Below are 21174 nucleotides of genomic sequence, written 5' to 3' on the forward strand. Positions count from 1 at the left end.
GCAGAGGAGGTAAGTATGAATAGCTCAATATATAAAGAGCCCTTTCAACAAGCTGTTAATGAGATTCAGGCAAGTCGGGAACTCCCTCATCTAGTCACTGGCATTGATGACAGTGCACGAGCGGTTTTTCTGGCTCAATTATTTACGGCTCAACCTGGCCAATATATTGTTGTTGAATCTCATCCTAATAAACTCAACCAATTATTGGCAGATTTAGAGGCGCTTTTACCTGAAGCTGCTATTTTCCATTTTCCTGAGGAAGAGACGTTGGCTATTGAACATTCTTTGGCGTCTAAAGACAATCAAGCCATGCGGATCCAAGTCCTCAACCATCTAGTGAGTGGAGCGGATGGTATTGTGGTGACCTCTGTGTCTGGCTTGATTAAACGATTAACCCCAGTTGCTCAGTGGCGTAACTCGCGCATTGATTTTGAAGTGGGTGCTAGTTATGATTTCTCTAATTTACAAGATGTATTTATCCAATTAGGTTATCAAAGAGTATCTTTAGTTGAAGCGCCTGGTGAGTTTTCGATACGGGGAAGCATTATTGATTTTTATGCGCTAGACCAAGAAAGTCCCGTTCGTTTGGACTTTTTTGATGTGGAATTAGATTCAATCCGTCGTTTTGACCTGGACACTCAAGAGTCCATTGTTAACTTAGATTCGGTGTCTTTGAGTCCAGCTACTGATATTATTTTTTCAATTGAGGACCAGCAATCCTTATTGGGAGATTTAGAGAAATCTTTTAAACTAGCGAGCAAGCAAATGCAAGATCCTGACTTGAAGGAAGCTTTTGACAAGCATTTTCAAGATCAATTAGACCAGTTAGAAGCAGGGGAGCCATTAGCCTATCCTTCTGTTTATTTAGGTCTGTTTGACCCAAAAGACACGAATTTACAAAGTTACCTGCAAGGGAACGGCCACTTAATTGTGATGGATTTTCATAAGATTCAAGAAAAACAAGCCCAAATTTTAGAAGAAAATCAATATTGGATTGAACAAGAGGTGGCCTTAGGTCGCCTGCTACCGAAGTTAGAGATTAAGTTGAATGCCTTTGAACTTGTGCGCCAATCAGAGCAGCCTGTCGTTTATTTTTCTTTAATGCAAAGAAACATGGGCAACTTAAAGTTAGCCGGCATCCATAATTTTTCCTACCGATCTATGAATCAGTTTTTCAATCAATTACCCTTAATCAAGACGGAACTAGATCAATGGATGCAACAGGGATATATGATTCAAGTCTGCCTGCCAACCCAACAAGAAGCCCGTAGAGTTCAGCAGCTGTTTGATGATCATGAGATTCGGCCCACATTGATTCAGGAAGCTGCGCCTAAGCTTGGAGCAATCAATATCCTTGTTCAGCCGTTAACTCGGGGCTTTGAGCTTCCTCAAAATAAGTGGGTGGTTTTGGATGAATCTGCCTTATTTGCCCAACGAAAACAGGTGACTAGACGCAAGGTCAACCTATCGAATGCTGAGCGGATTAAAAGCTATAATGAGCTTAATGTGGGGGATTTTGTTGTTCATCAAAGTCACGGAATCGGTCGTTATCTAGGCATTGAGACTTTGGAGATGAAGGGTTCTCATCGTGATATGCTTACGGTTGAATACGATGGTAGCGCACGGATCTATATACCTGTGGACCAGATTCATCTCTTACAAAAGTATGTCGCTTCAGAATCTAAAACACCTAAATTAAATAAATTAGGCTCCACTGATTGGGCCAAAACAAAGCAAAGAGTTCAATCTACGGTAGAAGATATCGCTGATGAACTGATCGAACTGTATGCTAAACGTGAGCAACAAAAAGGTTATGCCTTCGGGCCAGATACGCCAGAACAAGCAGAATTTGAATCAGCCTTTCCCTATGTGGAGACTGAAGATCAACTTAAAAGTGCAGCGGAAATTAAGGCTGATATGGAGAAGGAAAAACCGATGGATCGCTTGTTGATCGGAGATGTTGGCTATGGAAAAACAGAAGTAGCGATGCGAGCCATTTTTAAAGCGGTAATGGAAGGCAAGCAAGTGGCCTTCTTGGTTCCTACCACGATTCTAGCTCAACAACATTATAATTCGTTGGTTGAACGCTTCCAAGGCTGGCCCTTTGAAATAGCTTTAATGAGTCGTTTTGTCACACAGGCGAACCAGAAGGAGACGATTGAAGGTTTGGCCAATGGAGCCGTATCGATCGTTGTCGGTACCCACCGAGTACTTTCAAAAGATATCAAATTTCATGATTTAGGCCTTTTAGTTGTTGATGAAGAGCAGCGGTTTGGTGTTAAACATAAGGAAAGGTTAAAACGGCTAAAGTCTCAAGTAGATGTTCTCACCCTTACTGCAACGCCAATCCCTCGAACACTTCATATGTCGATGATTGGTATTCGTGATCTCTCTGTAATTGAGACGCCTCCTTCTAACCGCTTCCCGGTCCAAACTTATGTTATGGAGCAAAATGACGCTGCGATTCGTTCAGCTATTGACCGAGAATTGGCTCGAGGTGGACAGGTCTTCTACCTTTATAATCGGGTGGCCACCATTGAACAACGAGCAATGGAAATCAAAGATCTGGTCCCACAAGCTCGTGTAGCCTATGCCCACGGTCAGCTTCATGAAAGAGAATTGGAAGACATTCTGATGGCCTTTGTGGATGGTGAGTATGATGTTTTGGTTACGACCACTATTATCGAAACGGGTGTTGATATTCCTAATGCTAACACCTTGTTTATTGAGAATGCTGATAAAATGGGCTTGTCTACTCTTTATCAACTGCGAGGCAGAGTAGGGCGAACTCACCGGGTAGCTTACGCTTATCTGATGTATGATCCGATGAAGCAGATGAGTGAGATTAGTGAAAAAAGGCTCAATGCGATTCGGGAGTTCACGGAACTGGGTTCGGGATTCAAAATAGCTATGCGTGATTTATCAATTAGAGGTGCTGGTAATCTCTTGGGGCAGCAGCAGTCTGGTTTCATTGACTCTGTAGGTTATGATATGTATTCACAAATGTTAAAAGAAGCAGTAGATCGTAAGCGAGGCAAGGAACGCCCTCAATCTAAGGTCGTGTCTAAAGAATTGGAATGGTCGATACCGGTGGATGCCTATATACCCAGTTCTTACATTGATGATGAAAGACAAAAAATTCAAATGTATCAGGATATTCAACGAATTGCTGGAGAAGAAGACTACCGTCAAGTTCAAGATATATTGATTGACCGCTTTGGTGAGTTCCCTGACCAAGTGTCTGATTTGTTGGATATCGCACTCATTCGCTATTACGCCTTGGAATCAGGCATACTTTCGATCAAACAGGTGCGACAAGAATTAGAGATCACTTTCAACGAAGAAGCTAGCCAACTCTTACAAGGCGTAGCCATCTTCGAGGCTTTAGAGCCGGTTAAACTCAAAGCACAAATTAAACTAGATAAAAATCGCTTAAAGTTGCAATTAAATATCTATCGTTTGGCTAATGACCAATGGCTTAGTGAGTTAATTAAATTGACGCAGTCTACATATACGATCGTGCAAAGAGAGGAGCAAGAAGATGAGACTAGATAAATATCTCAAGGTATCAAGAATTATCAAAAGAAGAACGGTGGCTAAAGAAGTAGCCGATCAAGGCCGAGTAATGATTAATGGCAATCCGGCTAAGTCATCCAGTAAGGTTGCTGTAGGAGATGAATTGGCCATTCAATTTGGAAACCGCCTCCTGGTTGTTGAAGTGTTAGCTTTATTGGATTCGACCAAGAAGGAAGATGCAGATAATATGTACCGAATAATTAAAGAAGAACGTAAGCAGAGAAGTGAAGAAGAAAATTAGAAAACAATGGATATTCTCATCAGTTACTGTTATACTCTAAACGATAAGAGGTGATTAAAGTGGCTAGAAGGCAAGTAGACGAAAAAATTATTCATTTGACTACCCTGAGTCAACCCTCTCGGTCAAAGGGCCGTCTTCAGTGGAATCCTTTCACCCTGATTATCTTAATCGGAGGGATGCTAACGCTTATCGTTGGCGGACAGTTCTGGCATACTTTGAGACAGACCTCGGTCAAACAAGCCGAATACGAAGAAGCAAAGTTCGCTTACCAAGAGGCACTGGATCAAAATCGTCAGGTGCAGGCTGAGTACCAGCACTTACATGATTCAGATTACTTGGCGAACGTTGCTAGAAGAGACTATTACTACTCAAAACCTGGTGAAATTATCTTTGAACTAGGGGAAGAGGAAAGTCCCGTATTCCAAGAAAATCAACAATAGAAAGAGAATAGTACCTTGTACTATAAGGAGGAAATGTAGTTAATGTCAGTTGAATCTGGGCAAATATTAACCGGGAAAGTAACCGGTATTACCAATTTTGGCGCTTTTGTGGATTTAGGGGATAACCAATCGGGACTGGTTCATATTAGTGAAGTCTCAGATGGCTTTGTTAAAGATATAAAAGATTATCTAACGATGGGCCAAGAAGTTCAAGTGAAAGTGCTCAAAGTAACCGATGATAATAAAATTAATCTTTCCATCAAGCAAGCCGGAGCGAGTCCGCAAGCAACAAAACAAAAGGAAAGCGATAGCCGTCCAGTAGAGAAAAAACCGATGGTTAAATCGGTTTCGTCCAAGGTAACATCTAATAAGAATAGTAGTACCAATGATTTTGATGCGATGATGAATAGTTTCCTACGCGACAGCGAGGATCGTCTAGCTTCTTTACGTCGTAACACTGAAGGTAAACGCGGTGGCCGAGGTGGCCGACGTAAGTAAAAGATTAATAGAGAGCCCTAGCTTTTAAAGCGAGGGCTCTTGTTTTTGTTCTAGGGGTAATTGGATGCAAAATTTGGTTTGGGGTCCAGTGTGTTTAACTAGCTGAATGTTTCCTTGGTGAAGATGAATAATTTTCTGACAAAGGGATAGTCCGAGTCCATTGCCTTCATCGATCCGGCTGCTATTGACTTGGTAGAACTTATTGAAGATATAGACGGCTTGCTCTTCGGGGATAGCTGGACCCGTATTAGCTATTTCGATGAAGGCCTTTGCTTGATCTTGCTGGCAAGTAATAGTAATGGATCCTCCCGCCTGATTATACTTAATAGCATTGTCCAGTAGGTTAAACCAAACGATTTGTAATAAGTCTGCATGCCCTTCGATTGTCACTGGATCAAGTTGCAAATCCAAAGTCAGTTGCTTACTTTCCCATTGAGACTGGAGGCCTAATAAGGCTTGTCGCAATTCTTCATCCAAGGATAGTGTTTGAATAGGAGTGAGTTTGTTTTGCTGTTCTAACTTGGTGAGTTGTAAGATGTTTTGGCTTAACTTTGATAACCTACGCACTGATTGGTAGATGCTTTCCTTGGCTTGCTGAATTTCTAGCGAATCTAGGTTGGGGCGGTCCAGTAATTGTAGATTGCCTTGAATACTGGCTAAGGGTGTTTTGAATTCGTGGGAGACAGTAGAGATGAAGTCATTTTGGATGATTTCTGTGTTTCTTAAATCTTGTACCATGGTATTAAATGAGCTGTAAAGCTCTTGGACTTCTCGAATAAATTGCTTTTCTTCTAACTGAATATCAAAGTTCTGTTGGGTGACTTGAAGCATAGCTTCCTTTAGTTTAGTGATAGGTCTTAAAATATAATTCGATAGTAAACTAGCAATCACCACACCCATAAAGACGCAGAAGACGGCGACAATAATGGTAGGGGTGTTGGCTAGATCATGGTAGTTATTAACTAAACTTAAGCGTGACAGAAGGTAAATAACCAACAATAATAAGAGTAGAAAGACAGCCATCAGGATAAAAGTTAAAAAAGTAAAGTAAAGCCATAAGCGAGAACGAATAAACTTAAACATGCTGAACCTCCGCCTTATAGCCTAGTCCCCGTACGGTAATGATTTGAAAGTCTGTGAAATTGGGTAATTCCTTTAAGTGATCACGAATTCGCTTAATATGGACGTCAACGGTCCGTTCATCACTGTCAGAATCTAGTCCCCAAATATCATCCATCAATTGCCGACGAGTAAATATCTGATTGGGATAGGACAGCAACTTAAAAAGTAATTGAAATTCTTTTAGAGCTAATTCAATGGTTTGATCTTGGTAGAAAATCTTAAGTTGAGCTTCATCGAGACGAAAGTCACCAATTTGCAAACTCGCTTGGTTCACGATCTTATATCGTCGAAGTAGGGCTTCTACACGTAATACCATCTCGTCTACATCAATGGGTTTGACCATATAATCATCGGCTCCTTTAAGAAAGCCCTGACGTTTATCCTCTAGGCCTGCTTTAGCAGTAATAATAAGAATGGGTAGGTCCAATCCCATACCACGAATATCATCAATGAGTCCATAACCGTCACCTTCTGGCATCATTAAGTCTGTAATAATAAGGTCGTATTTGTTACTTTCTAAAAAATCAAGCGCATGATGCCCATGGTAGGCCCAGTCCACTGAATAATTTGCATGACGTAAGACTGATTGATAGAGTTCTGCCAAGTCTTGATCATCTTCAATGAGTAGTATTTTAGCCAAAGTTGTCCCTCCTTGGAATAGCCTATCTTGCTTCTATTATAGAATAAATAAAATGACATGCAAAAATAATCTTAATTATGAGTTCACAATGGTTTGCTAATATCAGGGATGGATGTTTCAATTATTATTGAAGAAACTAGGGGCTGAGGTCCTTATTTGATATAATAATTCGGAGGTGATAGATGGTGTTAATTGCGAATTTAAGACATTTTATACTGGCGCATGAAAAACGAATTAAAGGTCCTTTGGTAGTAGCGGTGTCAGGTGGTGTCGATTCGATGGTTTTGGTGGATTGCCTAAGGCAACTGGATTACCCCTTCATTCTCGCTCATTTCAACCATGGTTTAAGGGAGGAGTCTCAGTATGAGGAAGAAGCGATCATTAATTATTGTCAGCAACATCATATTGAATACCAAATTGGCCATTGGGATAGTCGTACAGATCAGCATTCTGAAGATGCCGCTCGTCAAGCAAGGTATCAATTTTTAGCACGGGTCTGCCAGTCTTATCATGCTTCTACTATTCTGACTGGTCACCACCGAGAAGATCAAAGTGAAACCCTTTTGATGCGTCTTTTGAGAGGGACATCCTTCAAGGGTTTGCGAGGGATTCAAGACTTTAGTTATCAGGAGTTTGATTTAGGGATTGGAGATCGGATAAGCTTGGCCATTGCCAGACCTTTTCTCAACGAATCCAAGCAAACTTTCTATCATTATGCAAACAAGCACCAACTGACATACTTTGAAGACCAGACCAACCAGACTAGTCATTATTTAAGAAATCGCATTCGCCAGCAGTTTTTACCCTGGTTAAGACAGGAAAACCCAGCGGTCGATCAGCAATTAACCCAATTCAGCCACCAAATCAAGTCTATCTATCAAGTTTTGCTGGAAGATTTTAATCGGTTTAAAGACCAGGGAATCCAAATGAGCCAGAATTCGGCTCCCTCATGGTCTTTTGACTTAAGCGCTTGGGAAGCTTTGTCTGATGATCGGCGCTTGGTTTATATGGAATGTTTTTTTGAAGAGATTTTTGTCCATTATCAGCCTGATTATAAGGCCCATGCTATTAAGGCAGTAGCCGCCTTAATGATCAATTCAGCTAAACCGAATGGCCGATTGGATTTAGGTAGCGGTTGGCAAGCGGTCCGAAATTATGACCGACTGGTGATCCAAAAAGAAGTGGAGCGAGAAAGTCAGGTTCATGAACATCCCTTGGCCCTCGGCCAGACTTACCAGTTAGGTAAAGATAACCAGCTAAGTTATTTAAAATCCGACCTAGTTGAAGGGCAATCAATTAAAGGAGCTAATAAGAGTAGCCCGTTTATAAGCATTCCCTTGAAAGCTTACTTGCCAGATACAAGTAGGGTGCGAACGCGAAGGGCAGGTGATTGGCTGAAAATCACTGATCAAGAAGGCAAGGCTCACCGTAAGAAACTTGCCCGCTACTTCATTGATTGTAAAATCCCCTTGGCTTTAAGGGATCAGTTGCCGATCCTTGTCAGTTCACAACAAGAAGTTATCTGGATTCCGGGTCTATTCATCCATCCTGATTACCGAGCCGGTGAGAGGGATGAGATCCTAGCTTATTTAATTTATACAAATGTTGGGCATTCCTAATGGAAATATGATAAGATATAGAGCATGATATCGAATGATTATTCAAAAGGAGAAAACCATGTTAGAACAAGATATTGACAAGGTCCTGGTAAGTTCAGAAGATATTAAAGCGATTGTTGAGCGCTTGGGCCAAGAAATTACACAAGATTACCAAGGACAAGAGGTCTTGGTGGTAGGTATCTTAAGAGGGGCAGCTATTTTCCTAACGGATTTAGTGCGCGCTTTGGATCTTTATGTGGAAATGGATTTTATGGATGTTTCTAGTTACGGGGAAGCCTTTGTTTCTTCCGGAGAAGTTAGAATTTTGAAAGATTTAGAATCTTCTGTGGAAGGCAGACACGTTCTAGTCGTAGAAGATATCATTGACACAGGTCAAACTTTAAAATATTTAGTTGATTTATTTAAATATCGTCAGGCGGCATCAGTTAAAATATGTACACTTTTAAATAAAGAAGAGCATCGGATCGTCGCGGATATAGTACCCGATTATGTCGGAGTAACTATACCGGATGAATTTGTAGTCGGTTACGGCTTGGACTACAAGGAATACTACCGTAATCTTCCTTATGTTGGAGTACTAAAGGAATCAGTCTATGATAATTAAATAACTACTACGATGAAAGAGAGGAAATGAATGAACAACCCAAATCGCAATTTTTTCAAAAGCACGATTTTCTATATTCTTGCGATGTTGATGGTGTTTGGGGTCTTTCAATGGTTAGTTGGCGGAGCAACAGGAGCTGGGCCAACTAAGGAGATTACCCAAAGTCAATTTATGCAAGATTTAGAAGCAGGTAAAATTGATAAGTTTAATATCCAAATTGGATCAGGTGTCTATAGTGTAAAAGGGGAATACGAAAGCGATACGCAAGTAGAATCCCAGGAAGAAGAAGACCTCATGCAGGTCTTCCAAGGTTCCAGCCAAGCACAAAAATTTGAAACCAGTGTCTTAGGTAATGACGCCACCTTGAAGGCGGTCAGCGACTTGGCAGCAGCGACTGATACCAAGATTAAGACTGTTCCTGAGTCCAGCGTGGGAACCTGGTTGAGTTTCTTGCCGTTCGTTATTTTGTTGATTCCAACGATGTTCTTGATTTACTCCATGACCCAGCAAGGTGCTGGAGGCGGCCGAGGGGTAATGAACTTTGGTAAGACCAACTCCAAGGATATTTCCAAGCAAAAGGTGAAAGTTCGCTTTAGTGATGTAGCTGGAGCTGAAGAAGAAAAGCAAGAACTTGTTGAAATTGTGGAGTTTCTTAAAGACCCAGACCGCTTCACGGCCCTAGGAGCGAGAATTCCTGCCGGGGTTCTCTTAGAAGGACCTCCAGGAACTGGTAAGACCTTGCTAGCTAAGGCCGTAGCAGGTGAAGCTGGTGTTCCATTCTTTAGTATTTCAGGTTCTGAATTCGTTGAGATGTTCGTTGGAGTCGGAGCTAGTCGTGTTCGCGACCTCTTCGAGAATGCTAAGAAGAATGCGCCTGCGATCATCTTTATTGACGAGATCGATGCGGTCGGACGTCAGCGGGGAGCTGGTATGGGTGGTGGCCACGATGAACGGGAGCAGACCTTGAACCAACTCCTAGTTGAGATGGATGGATTCGAAGGAAACGAAGGTGTCATTGTTATGGCAGCGACTAACCGCTCAGACGTTCTTGATCCAGCCTTACTTCGTCCCGGTCGATTTGACCGTCAAATACTAGTAGGTAACCCTGATGTTAAAGGCCGGGAGGAAATCTTAAAAGTTCACTCCCGTAATAAGAAGCTAGCAGATTCAGTAGACTTAAAAGTCATTGCTCAACAAACCCCAGGTTTTTCTGGAGCAGACTTAGAGAACTTATTGAATGAAGCGGCTCTAATCGCAGCGAGATTTGACCACGAAAAAATCTTACCTGAAGATGTTGATGAAGCTCATGATCGAGTGATTGCTGGTCCTGCCAAGAAGGACAAGGAAATTTCGCAACGTCAAAGAGAAACGGTTGCCTATCATGAGGCTGGCCATACGGTTGTCGGCATGGTCTTAAATGATGCTCGAATTGTCCATAAGGTGACGATTGTGCCTCGTGGCCGTGCGGGGGGCTATGCAATCATGCTTCCTAAGGAAGATCAGTTTATTATTACTGAAAAAGAATTATATGAGCAAGTAGTAGGTCTTCTAGGAGGTCGGGCGGCTGAAGAGATTGTCTTTAATCATCAATCGACAGGAGCAAGCAACGACTTCCAGCAAGCCACACAAATTGTTCGTAGTATGATGACCGAGTATGGTATGTCAGAAAAATTGGGAACCATTCAATATGAAGGAAATAGTAAGCCTTTCGCTGGACGTCAGTATGGACAAACAGCGGCTTACTCGGAACAAGTAGCATATGAGATTGATATGGAGGTTCGTCGTGTGATGGATCAAGCCTTACAAGAGGCCCACGCAATCATTAATGAGCACCGTGAGCAGTTGAATGTAATTGCTGAGAAACTTCTTGAAGTTGAGACCTTAGATAACCGCGAAATCGAATCTTTATTCAAGACAGGCCAAATGCCGGTTGATGAAACATCGGCTGAAGAACCGATTGATTCACCAGATAATTTCCAAGAATCTAAGGAAAAAGCCGAAGAATCTCTGCAAGAAGATTTGGAAGATAAGCATAACAAGCAGGAAAACTATTCGTCTGAGATGGATGATTCCTTAAACAAATAACCTTACTGATCCGAGCCCGTAAAGGTAAACTTTTACCGGGTTCGGATTTATCTTTTGATCGAAGCCTTTTGCTTGATCAATTAGGTATGCTACAATCTATAAGATAAATCCTTAGGAGGAATAGGATGCAAGATCAATTAATAAAAGCCCTCGCATTTGATAACCAAATCCGAGTGGTTATTCTTCAAGCGCGTCAAGCTGTTCAAGAAGCATGCTCAAGGCATGATACTTGGCATACAGCTTCAGCAGTGTTAGGTCGGACAATGATAGCTAGTCTATTGATGGCTTCTAACTTGAAGGGGGCCGACCGGCAAGTGGTAGAAGTTAAAGGTAGCGGACCTGTTGGCCGAGTGGTTGCGGAAGTAAACGCTAACAATCAAATTCGTGCCTATATCGATGGAGCTCATGTCGCTCTAGAGCTTAACCCATTAGGGAAAATTGATGTGGCCGGAGCCGTTGGACTTCCTGGGCAACTGACGGTTAAGAAATACATTGAGCAACTCGATCCCTATACAGGACAGGTGGACTTGGTCTCTGGAGAATTAGGGGAAGATTTTACTTATTATATGGCAGCGTCTGAACAAACGCCCTCTGCGTTTGGCCTGAGTGTCCTAGTGAATGCGGATGAATCGATTCAATCAGCAGGTGGCTTTATGATCCAAATCATGCCAGGTACCAGCGAAGAGACGATCGGTTATCTTGAAGCTAGGTTAGGCCAAATTGACCATTTAGCTCAACTTTTTGACCAGGCTAATGATCTGGAAGAAGTCTTATCTCACATACTTGAAACAGATAACTACAAAGTGTTAGCCCGTGAGGATTTAAGCTTTTACTGTCCTTGCAGTAAGGAAGAATTTGCACTGAGTTTACAATTGCTGGACTCTGACACACTTAATGAAATGAAGGACGAGGATCATGGTGCCGAGGTTGTCTGTCATTATTGTGGCGAAACTTATTCATTTAGTGAAAAAGACCTGATAGAGATATTAGATAAGAAGGAGGAAGAATGAAAGGATTTCAAATAGGAGATATCCAATTAGATAACCCAGTTGTGGTTGCTCCGATGGCAGGCGTATCCAATGCAGCCTTTAGAACGATCGTTAAACAATTCGGCGCTGGTCTTGTCGTCTGTGAAATGATTAGTGATAAGGGAATTCAGTATCGAAACAAGAAGACTCTCCGAATGCTTCATATCGCTGAAAACGAATATCCCTTGAGTATTCAAATTATGGGTGGCGATAAGGATAGTTTGGTTGAAGCGGCTAAATATGTAGCAGAAAATACCGAGGCAGCGATCATTGATATTAATATGGGATGTCCGGTCAATAAAGTTATTCGTGCAGAAGCTGGGGCTCGTTGGTTATTGGATCCAGAGAAGGTTTATGAGATGGTTCACGCTGTTGCTACAGCCATTGAAAAGCCAGTGACAGTTAAGATGCGTACAGGTTGGGATGAAGATCATTTGTATGCAGTTGAAAATGCCTTAGCTGCCCAAGAAGCAGGGGCCAGTATGATTGCTATGCATGGTCGAACTCGAGTACAAATGTATGAAGGTAAGGCGGATTGGGATATTCTAGCTAGGGTGGCTCAAGAAATTAAGCACGTTCCATTTGTTGGAAATGGTGATATTCGCACAGTTCAGCAAGCTAAAGAAATCCTGGATACCACCGCTATAGATGGCATTATGATCGGTCGGGCTGCTTTGGGTAATCCTTGGTTTATCCACCAAGTCGTTCATTATCTAGAGACTGGGGAAGAATTGCCTGCTATGACCCCTAGACAAAAAATTGACATAGCAATTGATCACTTGAATCGTTTAGTGGATCTAAAAGGGAGTCAGCCAGCTACTCGTGAATTTAGAAATCAAGCACATTATTATGTTAAAGGAATTCCTAAAGCTGCCAAAATAAAAGAGGCTGTTAACCATACTGAAGATCCTGAAGAAGTAAAGCAGATGCTAGACCAATTTGCCGACCAAGCGATGGCTGATTTAGCGACCAAGGAAGCACGCCGGCAAGCTAGACGCCAGGAGCGTTTAAAGAAACAAGCAGAAGCTTAAAATTATTATGACAATTAATAGATAATTGTGTAGAATGTTAATGATGACTAACTGTAAAGGAGTGAAATAAATGAGTGATAACTCACAGACAACAAATCACGAAGAGTTAAATGATCAACTCATTGTTCGTCGCGAAAAGATGAACACTTTATTTGAGTCTGATGATGTCCAACCGTTTGATGCCGGTTTTGAACGGGATTCATTATCGCAAGACTTAATTGAGGCTTATGACCAATTTGATAAAGAACATTTTCAAGAAAGCGAGCCTATTCATGTAAGGGTAGCAGGGAGACTGGTATCTAAACGTGGGAAAGGAAAGGCTGGCTTTGCCCATATTCAAGACATGAAAGGGAAAATCCAGATCTACGTCCGCCAAGATGAAGTGGGTGAAGATCGTTACCAATGGTATAAGCAAGCTGATTTAGGTGATATTGTTGGTGTAGAGGGACATATCTTTAAGACCAATACCGGCGAGCTGTCCGTTCAAGCTAGTCAATTTTATCCTTTAACCAAGGCCCTCCATCCACTTCCTGATAAATATCATGGATTAGCCAATGTTGAACAACGCTATCGTCAACGTTATTTGGATTTAATTTCCAATGATGATAGTAGACAGCGCTTTATCAACCGGTCCAAGATTATCGCTGAATTGCGCTACTACTTAGATAGTCATGGCTACATTGAAGTGGAGACACCGATTCTACATAATTTAGCAGGTGGAGCGAATGCTCGTCCATTTACAACCCACCACAATGCCTTGGATATGGACTTGTATCTTCGAATTGCTTTGGAACTTCACTTGAAACGTTTGGTTGTAGGTGGATTCGAGAAGGTCTACGAAATCGGTCGCGTATTCCGAAATGAAGGAATCGATACCACTCATAACCCTGAATTTACTATGCTTGAAGCTTATACTGCCTATCATGTCTACACAGATGTGATGGACTTAGTGGAAGATATGATCCGCCAAGTGGCGAACCATGTCCTAGGTACTGGTCAGATCACCTATGATGGGCAAGCGATTGATTTGGATAGTCCGTGGAAACGAGTTCATATGGTGGACCTTATTAAGGAAGTAACGGGAGTGGACTTCTGGCCTGAGATGACTTTTGAAGAAGCACAAGCCTTAGCCAAGGAGCACCAAGTGCCTGTTAATGATCATGACACGACAGTGGGTCATATCATCAATAACTTCTTTGAAGAAAAATGTGAGGACACAATTGTTCAACCTACATTTGTTTATGGTCATCCGTTGGAAATTTCTCCATTGGCTCGTAAAAATGATCAAGATCCTCGTTTCACGGATCGCTTCGAACTATTCATTTGCGGTCATGAATATGGCAATGCCTTTACAGAATTAACAGATCCAATTGATCAGCGGGAACGGTTTGAAGCCCAGATGGCTGAAAAGGATAAAGGAAATGATGAGGCTCATCCAATTGATGAAGACTACATTCAAGCCCTTGAATATGGACTCCCACCTACAGGCGGTCTGGGGATTGGGATTGACCGTTTAGTTATGCTACTTACTGATTCACAGAGCATCCGTGATGTTGTACTATTTCCAACTTTACGGAACAATTAATAAATAGCATCTTGGAAGGAGTGTTGACAATCGAATTTCAACAGGAAGATCAAGCTCTGGTCTTCTATAATGACCAAGGAGAGAAATTGGCTGAAATTACTTGGATTCCGTCTGAAGAAGAAAATGTGGTCCTAGCCAATCATACTTATGTGTCTCCCAAGCTTCGTGGCCAAGGGGTAGCTGGACAGTTACTGGATGCGATGGTTGATTTAATGAATAAACAATCAATCAAGATTAAGCCACTTTGCTCCTATGTTGTAAAGCAGTTCCAAGCCAATCCAAGTAAGTATGACTTTATTAATGCAAACAAATAAAAATGTCCCGGCTTCATTGCCGGGATTTTTTAAGAGAATCTAATAAAAATCGGTTGACCTTCTATAAAAAGGGTGGTATCATTACTGAGGTGTTTTAATGACAGATTCCTGTATTGTCAGTCGTGCTGACTGCGTTAGAACATTCCCGTGAACATATTTAAGATGTTCATATCTTTTTTACAGATAAATGACACACTTGGAAGTGTGGACTAAGAATTGGAAAGGGAGGAGGCCACTCAATGCCTACAATTAATCAATTAATTAGAAAACCTCGTAAATCTAAACGTAAAAGCTCTGAGTCTCCAGCATTAAACGTTGGTTATAACAGTTTTAAACGTAAATCAACTACAACTATGTCACCTCAAAAACGTGGTGTATGTACGCGTGTTGGGACAATGACTCCTAAGAAACCGAACTCAGCCTTACGTAAGTACGCGCGTGTTCGCTTGTCAAACTTAATGGAAGTAACTGCTTATATTCCAGGTGAAGGACACAACTTACAAGAACACAGTGTCGTATTAATCCGCGGCGGTCGTGTAAAAGACTTACCAGGGGTTCGCTACCACATTGTTCGTGGAGCCTTAGATACAGCGGGAGTTACTGACCGTAAACAAAGCCGTTCTAAATACGGTGCTAAGAAACCAAGAGGATAATCTCCTCACTAAATAAAATGAGTACAACTTGAAAGGAGGAATCTGAATGCCTCGTAAAGGAAGTGTTCCTAAACGTGATGTTTTACCAGATCCAATTTATAATTCTAAATTAGTAACACGTACTATTAACCGTATCATGGTTGATGGGAAACGTGGAAAGGCTTCAAATATTCTATATGCATCTTTTGATTTAATTCGTGAAGAAACAGGTCAAGATCCATTAGAAGTCTTTGAACAAGCTATTGAAAATATTATGCCATTACTTGAAGTAAGAGCTCGCCGTGTTGGTGGTTCAAACTATCAAGTGCCAGTAGAAGTTCGTCCAGACCGTCGTTATGCACTAGCGATTCGTTGGTTGATCCAATATGCTCGCTTACGTGGAGAAAAGACAATGGAATTACGTTTAGCACGTGAAATTATGGATGCGGCTAATAATACAGGAGCATCTGTAAGAAAACGTGAAGAAACGCATAAAATGGCTGAAGCTAACAAGGCTTTTGCTCATTATCGTTGGTAAGATTCAGTTTTTGAAGATTATCGTTGTTACTATGACATCTATTCAAACTATGAAAGAGGGGAATAATTAGATGGCAAAAAGAGAATTTTCTCTTGATAATACTCGTAACATTGGGATTATGGCCCATATTGATGCGGGTAAGACAACTACAACTGAACGTATCTTATACTATACTGGTAAAATCCACAAAATCGGTGAAACTCACGATGGTGGCGCGCAAATGGACTGGATGGAGCAAGAGCAAGAACGTGGGATTACCATCACTTCTGCTGCGACTACCGCTCAATGGAAAGGTCACCGCGTAAATATCATCGATACACCAGGTCACGTGGACTTTACAGTAGAGGTTGAACGTTCACTTCGTGTTCTTGACGGTGCAGTTACTGTACTGGATGCACAATCAGGTGTTGAACCACAAACAGAAACTGTTTGGCGTCAAGCAACAACTTACAAAGTTCCTCGTATCGTATTCATCAATAAGATGGATAAGATTGGTGCAGATTTCATGTATTCAACTAAGACCTTGCATGATCGTCTTCAAGCAAATGCTCACCCAGTTCAAATGCCAATTGGAGCTGAAGACAACTTCACTGGTATTATTGACCTAGTTGAGATGAAGGCTTATGAATACGAAGATGATTTAGGAACCAATGTTGAAGAAATCGAAATTCCAGCGGAATTGCAAGATCAAGCTGAAGAACTACGTACAAGCTTGATTGAAGCGGTTGCGGACTTAGATGAAGACATTATGATGGCTTATCTTGAAGGAGAAGAAATTTCTGTAGCAGACTTAAAAGCTGCTATCCGTAAAGCGACAATCGCCGTAGAATTCTACCCAGTTTTTGTTGGATCAGCCTTCAAGAACAAAGGGGTTCAATTAATGCTTGATGGTGTGGTTGATTATCTACCTTCACCACTTGAAGTGCCACCAATCATTGGGATCGATCCTAAGACTGGCGAAGAAATTGAACACCACGCAGATGACAGCGAAGACTTTGCAGCTCTAGCCTTCAAGGTAATGACTGACCCATTTGTTGGACGTCTAACTTTCTTCCGTGTTTATTCAGGAACCTTAGAATCAGGTTCTTATGTACTTAACGCCACCAAAGATAAGCGTGAACGTGTGGGCCGTATCCTACAAATGCACGCCAACTCTCGTGAAGAAATCTCTGAAGTATTCTCAGGAGATATTGCTGCGGCGGTAGGTCTTAAAGATACTGGTACTGGGGATACCTTATGTGCACCAGAAACGCCAGTTATTCTTGAGTCAATGGAATTCCCTGAGCCAGTTATTAACGTAGCGATCGAGCCAGATTCTAAGGCAGACCAAGACAAGATGTCTCAAGCTTTAGCAAAATTAGCAGAAGAAGATCCAACCTTCCGTGCAACAACTAACCAAGAAACCGGTCAAACAATTATTGCCGGTATGGGTGAGTTACACTTGGACGTAATCGTTGACCGTTTGAAACGTGAATTTAAGGTATCAGCTACAGTTGGTGCGCCACAAGTATCTTACCGTGAAACATTCCGTAAAGGAACTAAGGCAGAAGGTAAATTCGTTCGTCAATCAGGTGGTAAAGGTCAATACGGTCACGTATGGATCGAATTTGAACCTAATGAAGAAGGAGCTGGATTTGAGTTCGAAGATGCTATCGTTGGTGGGGTTGTTCCTCGTGAATACATTCCTTCAGTCGAAGCTGGACTTGAAGATGCGCTTGAAAATGGTGTCTTAGCTGGTTATCCATTAGTAGACATCAAGGCCAAACTATATGATGGTTCATACCACGATGTCGACTCAAGTGAAACAGCCTTTAAGGTTGCTGCTTCATTAGCTCTTCGCGAAGCTGCTAAATCAGCTGACCCAGCAATCCTAGAACCAATGATGGCAGTTGATATTACTGTTCCAGAAGAATATCTTGGAGATGTTATGGGACATGTTAACTCACGTCGTGGTCGGATTGAAGGACAAGAACAACATGGTAATGCAATGATTGTTAAGTCATTTGTACCATTATCAGAAATGTTCGGATACGCGACTACACTTCGTTCTGCTACTCAAGGTCGAGGAACATTCTCTATGCAATTTGACCACTACGAAGCGGTACCGAAGTCAATCCAAGAAGAAATTATTGCTCAACACAGCGGTAATTAATTGATTATCTAAGCTTGGAGAAACCGTAAATATCAGGCATAGATTATTGAAATCTAGCCTGATAAACGGTATAATGTTTTTGATAGATTTAATATCTATATTATTTTGTATATTAATTAGGAGGAATTCTACACAATGGGAAAAGAAACTTATGAACGTACGAAACCCCATGTTAACATTGGGACATTAGGTCACGTTGACCACGGTAAAACAACTACTTCAGCTGCGATTGCAACTGTTCTAGCTAAAAACGGTTTTGGTGAAGCTAAAGACTATGCTTCAATCGATAACGCTCCAGAAGAAAAAGAACGTGGAATCACGATCAATACTTCTCACATCGAGTACGAAACAGCTAACCGTCACTACGCTCATATCGATGCGCCAGGACACGCGGACTACGTTAAAAACATGATCACTGGTGCCGCTCAAATGGACGGTGCGATCTTAGTAGTGTCAGCAGCTGATGGTCCAATGCCACAAACTCGTGAGCACATCCTATTATCTCGTCAAGTAGGTGTTCCATACTTCGTTGTTTACTTAAACAAAGCTGATATGGTTGACGATGAAGAGTTATTAGAACTTGTTGAATTAGAAGTTCGTGACTTATTATCAGAATACGATTACCCAGGTGATGATGTACCAGTAATCATCGGTTCTTCATTAAAAGCTCTAGAAGGCGATGCTGAATACGAGCAAAAAATTCTAGACCTAATGGAAGCTGTTGATGAGTACATCCCAACTCCAGAACGTGACACTGATAAGCCATTCATGATGCCAGTTGAGGACGTGTTCTCAATCTCTGGTCGTGGTACTGTTGCAACTGGACGTGTTGAACGTGGACAAATCAAAGTTGGTGACGAAGTTGAAATCATCGGTATCAAAGATACTCAAACAACTACAGTTACTGGTGTTGAAATGTTCCGTAAGATGTTAGACCATGCTGAAGCTGGTGATAACATTGGTGCTTTACTACGTGGTGTTTCACGTGACGATGTTGAACGTGGACAAGTACTAGCAGCTCCAGGAACTATTACTCCACATACTAAGTTCAAGGCTGAAGTATATGTACTATCTAAAGAAGAAGGTGGACGTCATACTCCATTCTTCACTAACTACCGTCCTCAATTCTACTTCCGTACAACTGACGTTACAGGTGTTGTTACTTTACCAGAAGGTACTGAAATGGTAATGCCTGGTGATAACGTATCAATGGAAGTTGAACTTATTCACCCAATCGCGATCGAAAACGGAACTCGTTTCTCAATTCGTGAAGGTGGACGTACAGTAGGTGCTGGTACAGTTACTGAAATCATTGAATAATTTCAATTAAACTTTACAAACAGCAGACATCCTGTCTGCTGTTTTTGTTTTTCCTAAGCTAAACATGATATAATGTAGCAAGCTTGAAAGGAGAAATTTATGAACAAACAATTTTATGATTTTATAAATTCAGCTTCTGAAGTGATCGGTTCGTTGTTATTGCTTTTTCTAGCTATAATTATGGCTTGGTTCATTAAGCGGTTAACTATATTTGGACTTGGTCGAATGGACTTTGATCAAAAACTAGAGCGTTGGGGTCTGGCAAAAAATCCCGATGAATCAAAAACTTATATAGAAACAATCGCCTCAATGTTTTATTTTGTTGTAGTACTCTTATTTTTACCTTCCATTCTAAAAGGACTTAATTTATACGGAGTACTGGATCCTATTCAAGAGATGTTTAGTGGTTTTATAAATAACATTCCTTATATTTTATCTGCGGGAATTATATTAGTGATAGGTATTTATTTCTGTAATTTTATTCGAACCTTGATCAAAAACTTACTTGATGGACTTAATATTGATAAGTGGTTCTACAAATTAATGAACCAAGGGGAGACGATTCAGGGACAAGATGGTCGCTTTGCTGAAGGTATTTCTACTATAATATATGCTCTAATTTTCATACCTATTTTAACAGTGGCACTAAGAACACTAAATATGCCAACGATATCCAGCCCAATCATTGAACTATTAAACCAAATATTGAGTGCAATCCCCAAAATCATTGTTGCAAGTATTTTATTAATTGTGGGCAGCTTCGTTGCTAAATTGATTGCAGATTTAATCAACTCTCTATTAAAAACATCGGGCGTGGATACCTATTCTAAATACTTAAATTTTAAAGGGGAATCATCTATCCTAATATCTGATGTCACGTCTGGCATTGTGAGAGCAGTTCTTCTCCTGTTTTTTGCAGTGGAAGCTATGTCAGTGATGGATCTTAAGGTGCTAAATCATATTGGAGCCATGATTATCTCTTATCTCCCATTAATCCTAAGTTCAGTTGCTTTATTAGGCTTTGGTATTATTGTATCGAATACTTTGTCCCAATTTTTAAGCAAGGTTTCTGGGAGCCCAGTGTTTGGCGAAGTGGTTCGTTATGCCATTATTATTTTGACTGTGTTTATGACTCTAGACCAACTTCAGTTAGCTAAGACAATTGTTAATGCAAGTTTTATTATTATTTTAAGTGGCGTGGTCTTTGCGATTGCACTAGCCTTTGGCTTAGGAGGACGAGATTTTGCAGCCAAACAATTGGAACGGGCAGATAGAGAATTTAATGAAGACAAGCAAGATTCCAGTCAGAAAGACCCAGTAAACACTCAAAAATAAATAAAAAACTTTTTAATAGCTAGGTTATCATGGATTAATAACCTGGCTATTATTATTTAATGATAGATTGTAAAATTAATTGCGACAAACAAGAAAACTCATAACAGGTTCGTGTAAAATGTTAGTAACCACAAAAACACACACGGAGGACCTGTTATGAGCTACAAACATCTTACCATAGAAGACCGTTCAAAAATAGAAGTACTTTATCAGGAGGGCTATACAGTGTGTCAAATTGCCCAAGCCATTGGGCGGCACCGCTCAACCATTTATCGTGAACTTAAACGTGTTCAATCAGCTAGTTATGATGCTCAACTGGCTCAAGATAACGCCACTGAGCTTAAAGCTCTTAAAGGGCGTCGCCCGAAACATACGCCTGAGTTTATTCAAGATATTCGAACAAAGTTAGAATGG

At 41.1% G+C, this 21174-nt stretch carries 19 protein-coding genes; 17 read left to right on the plus strand and 2 right to left on the minus strand.

Going from position 1 to position 21174, the window contains the following annotated elements; translation table 11 throughout:
• Positions 1-15: 15 nt before the first annotated feature.
• From mfd to T408_RS0103750, 4 genes are read left to right on the plus strand one after another with little or no spacing between them, the layout of a single operon-like run.
• On the plus strand, positions 16-3555 hold the full coding sequence (gene mfd / locus T408_RS0103735) for a transcription-repair coupling factor (protein ID WP_028118757.1): 3540 nt from the start codon (positions 16-18) through the stop codon (positions 3553-3555).
• A complete protein-coding gene (locus T408_RS0103740; protein ID WP_028118758.1) occupies positions 3542-3817 on the plus strand; it encodes an RNA-binding S4 domain-containing protein in 276 nt (91 codons plus the stop codon). The genes mfd and T408_RS0103740 overlap by 14 nt, the downstream gene beginning before the upstream one ends.
• Before the next feature lie 59 nt (positions 3818-3876).
• Positions 3877-4257, plus strand: a complete 381-nt coding sequence (locus tag T408_RS11695; protein WP_051444774.1) for an FtsB family cell division protein — start codon at positions 3877-3879, stop codon at positions 4255-4257.
• A gap of 42 nt (positions 4258-4299) precedes the next feature.
• Positions 4300-4755, plus strand: coding sequence for a S1 domain-containing RNA-binding protein (locus T408_RS0103750; protein ID WP_028118759.1), 456 nt, complete (start codon positions 4300-4302; stop codon positions 4753-4755).
• 24 nt (positions 4756-4779) lie between these two features.
• On the opposite strand, the gene T408_RS10800 is transcribed toward T408_RS0103750, so the two are convergent.
• Together T408_RS10800 and T408_RS0103760 are read right to left on the minus strand one after the other, a co-directional pair.
• Entirely contained in the window at positions 4780-5838 is a 1059-nt protein-coding gene (locus T408_RS10800) for a HAMP domain-containing sensor histidine kinase (RefSeq protein ID WP_051444775.1), read from the minus strand.
• Positions 5831-6517 (minus strand): response regulator transcription factor, encoded by a 687-nt coding sequence (locus tag T408_RS0103760; RefSeq protein ID WP_028118760.1) that lies wholly within the window; start codon positions 6515-6517, stop codon positions 5831-5833. The genes T408_RS10800 and T408_RS0103760 overlap by 8 nt, the downstream gene beginning before the upstream one ends.
• Positions 6518-6699: 182 nt before the next feature.
• Here T408_RS0103760 and tilS point away from each other — a divergent pair, with 182 nt between their 5' ends.
• From tilS to T408_RS0103825, 13 genes are all read left to right on the plus strand, one after another.
• Positions 6700-8136 carry a tRNA lysidine(34) synthetase TilS gene (gene tilS, locus T408_RS0103765; RefSeq protein WP_028118761.1) on the plus strand — a complete coding sequence of 479 codons (1437 nt, stop codon included), beginning with the start codon at positions 6700-6702 and terminating at the stop codon, positions 8134-8136.
• 58 nt (positions 8137-8194) lie between these two features.
• On the plus strand, positions 8195-8740 hold the full coding sequence (gene hpt, locus T408_RS0103770) for a hypoxanthine phosphoribosyltransferase (RefSeq protein ID WP_028118762.1): 546 nt from the start codon (positions 8195-8197) through the stop codon (positions 8738-8740).
• A 30-nt stretch (positions 8741-8770) separates the two neighbouring features.
• A complete protein-coding gene (gene ftsH / locus T408_RS0103775) occupies positions 8771-10825 on the plus strand; it encodes an ATP-dependent zinc metalloprotease FtsH (RefSeq protein WP_028118763.1) in 2055 nt (684 codons plus the stop codon).
• Between the two features lie 125 nt (positions 10826-10950).
• Entirely contained in the window at positions 10951-11835 is an 885-nt protein-coding gene (gene hslO / locus T408_RS0103780; protein ID WP_028118764.1) for an Hsp33 family molecular chaperone HslO, read from the plus strand.
• Entirely contained in the window at positions 11832-12884 is a 1053-nt protein-coding gene (dusB, locus tag T408_RS10805) for a tRNA dihydrouridine synthase DusB (RefSeq protein ID WP_051444776.1), read from the plus strand. The genes hslO and dusB overlap by 4 nt, the downstream gene beginning before the upstream one ends.
• A 70-nt stretch (positions 12885-12954) precedes the next feature.
• Positions 12955-14469 carry a lysine--tRNA ligase gene (gene lysS / locus T408_RS0103790; RefSeq protein WP_028118765.1) on the plus strand — a complete coding sequence of 505 codons (1515 nt, stop codon included), beginning with the start codon at positions 12955-12957 and terminating at the stop codon, positions 14467-14469.
• A gap of 23 nt (positions 14470-14492) precedes the next feature.
• Positions 14493-14783 carry a GNAT family N-acetyltransferase gene (locus T408_RS0103795; protein WP_235731618.1) on the plus strand — a complete coding sequence of 97 codons (291 nt, stop codon included), beginning with the start codon at positions 14493-14495 and terminating at the stop codon, positions 14781-14783.
• Between the two features lie 239 nt (positions 14784-15022).
• Complete coding sequence (gene rpsL / locus T408_RS0103800; protein ID WP_028118767.1) at positions 15023-15436, plus strand: 30S ribosomal protein S12; 414 nt, start codon at positions 15023-15025, stop codon at positions 15434-15436.
• 46 nt (positions 15437-15482) lie between these two features.
• Complete coding sequence (gene rpsG / locus T408_RS0103805) at positions 15483-15953, plus strand: 30S ribosomal protein S7 (RefSeq protein ID WP_028118768.1); 471 nt, start codon at positions 15483-15485, stop codon at positions 15951-15953.
• A gap of 70 nt (positions 15954-16023) precedes the next feature.
• Positions 16024-18105: an elongation factor G gene (gene fusA / locus T408_RS0103810; RefSeq protein WP_028118769.1), complete on the plus strand. Its 2082-nt coding sequence runs from the start codon at positions 16024-16026 to the stop codon at positions 18103-18105.
• A gap of 135 nt (positions 18106-18240) precedes the next feature.
• Positions 18241-19425 carry an elongation factor Tu gene (gene tuf, locus T408_RS0103815; protein ID WP_028118770.1) on the plus strand — a complete coding sequence of 395 codons (1185 nt, stop codon included), beginning with the start codon at positions 18241-18243 and terminating at the stop codon, positions 19423-19425.
• 99 nt (positions 19426-19524) lie between these two features.
• Positions 19525-20760, plus strand: coding sequence for a mechanosensitive ion channel (locus tag T408_RS0103820; protein WP_028118771.1), 1236 nt, complete (start codon positions 19525-19527; stop codon positions 20758-20760).
• A 156-nt stretch (positions 20761-20916) separates the two neighbouring features.
• On the plus strand, positions 20917-21174 hold a 258-nt coding region (locus T408_RS0103825), incomplete at its 3' end, for a helix-turn-helix domain-containing protein (protein WP_028118772.1).

Source organism: Hutsoniella sourekii ATCC 700629 (assembly GCF_000518205.1).
Taxonomy (GTDB): domain Bacteria; phylum Bacillota; class Bacilli; order Lactobacillales; family Aerococcaceae; genus Hutsoniella; species Hutsoniella sourekii.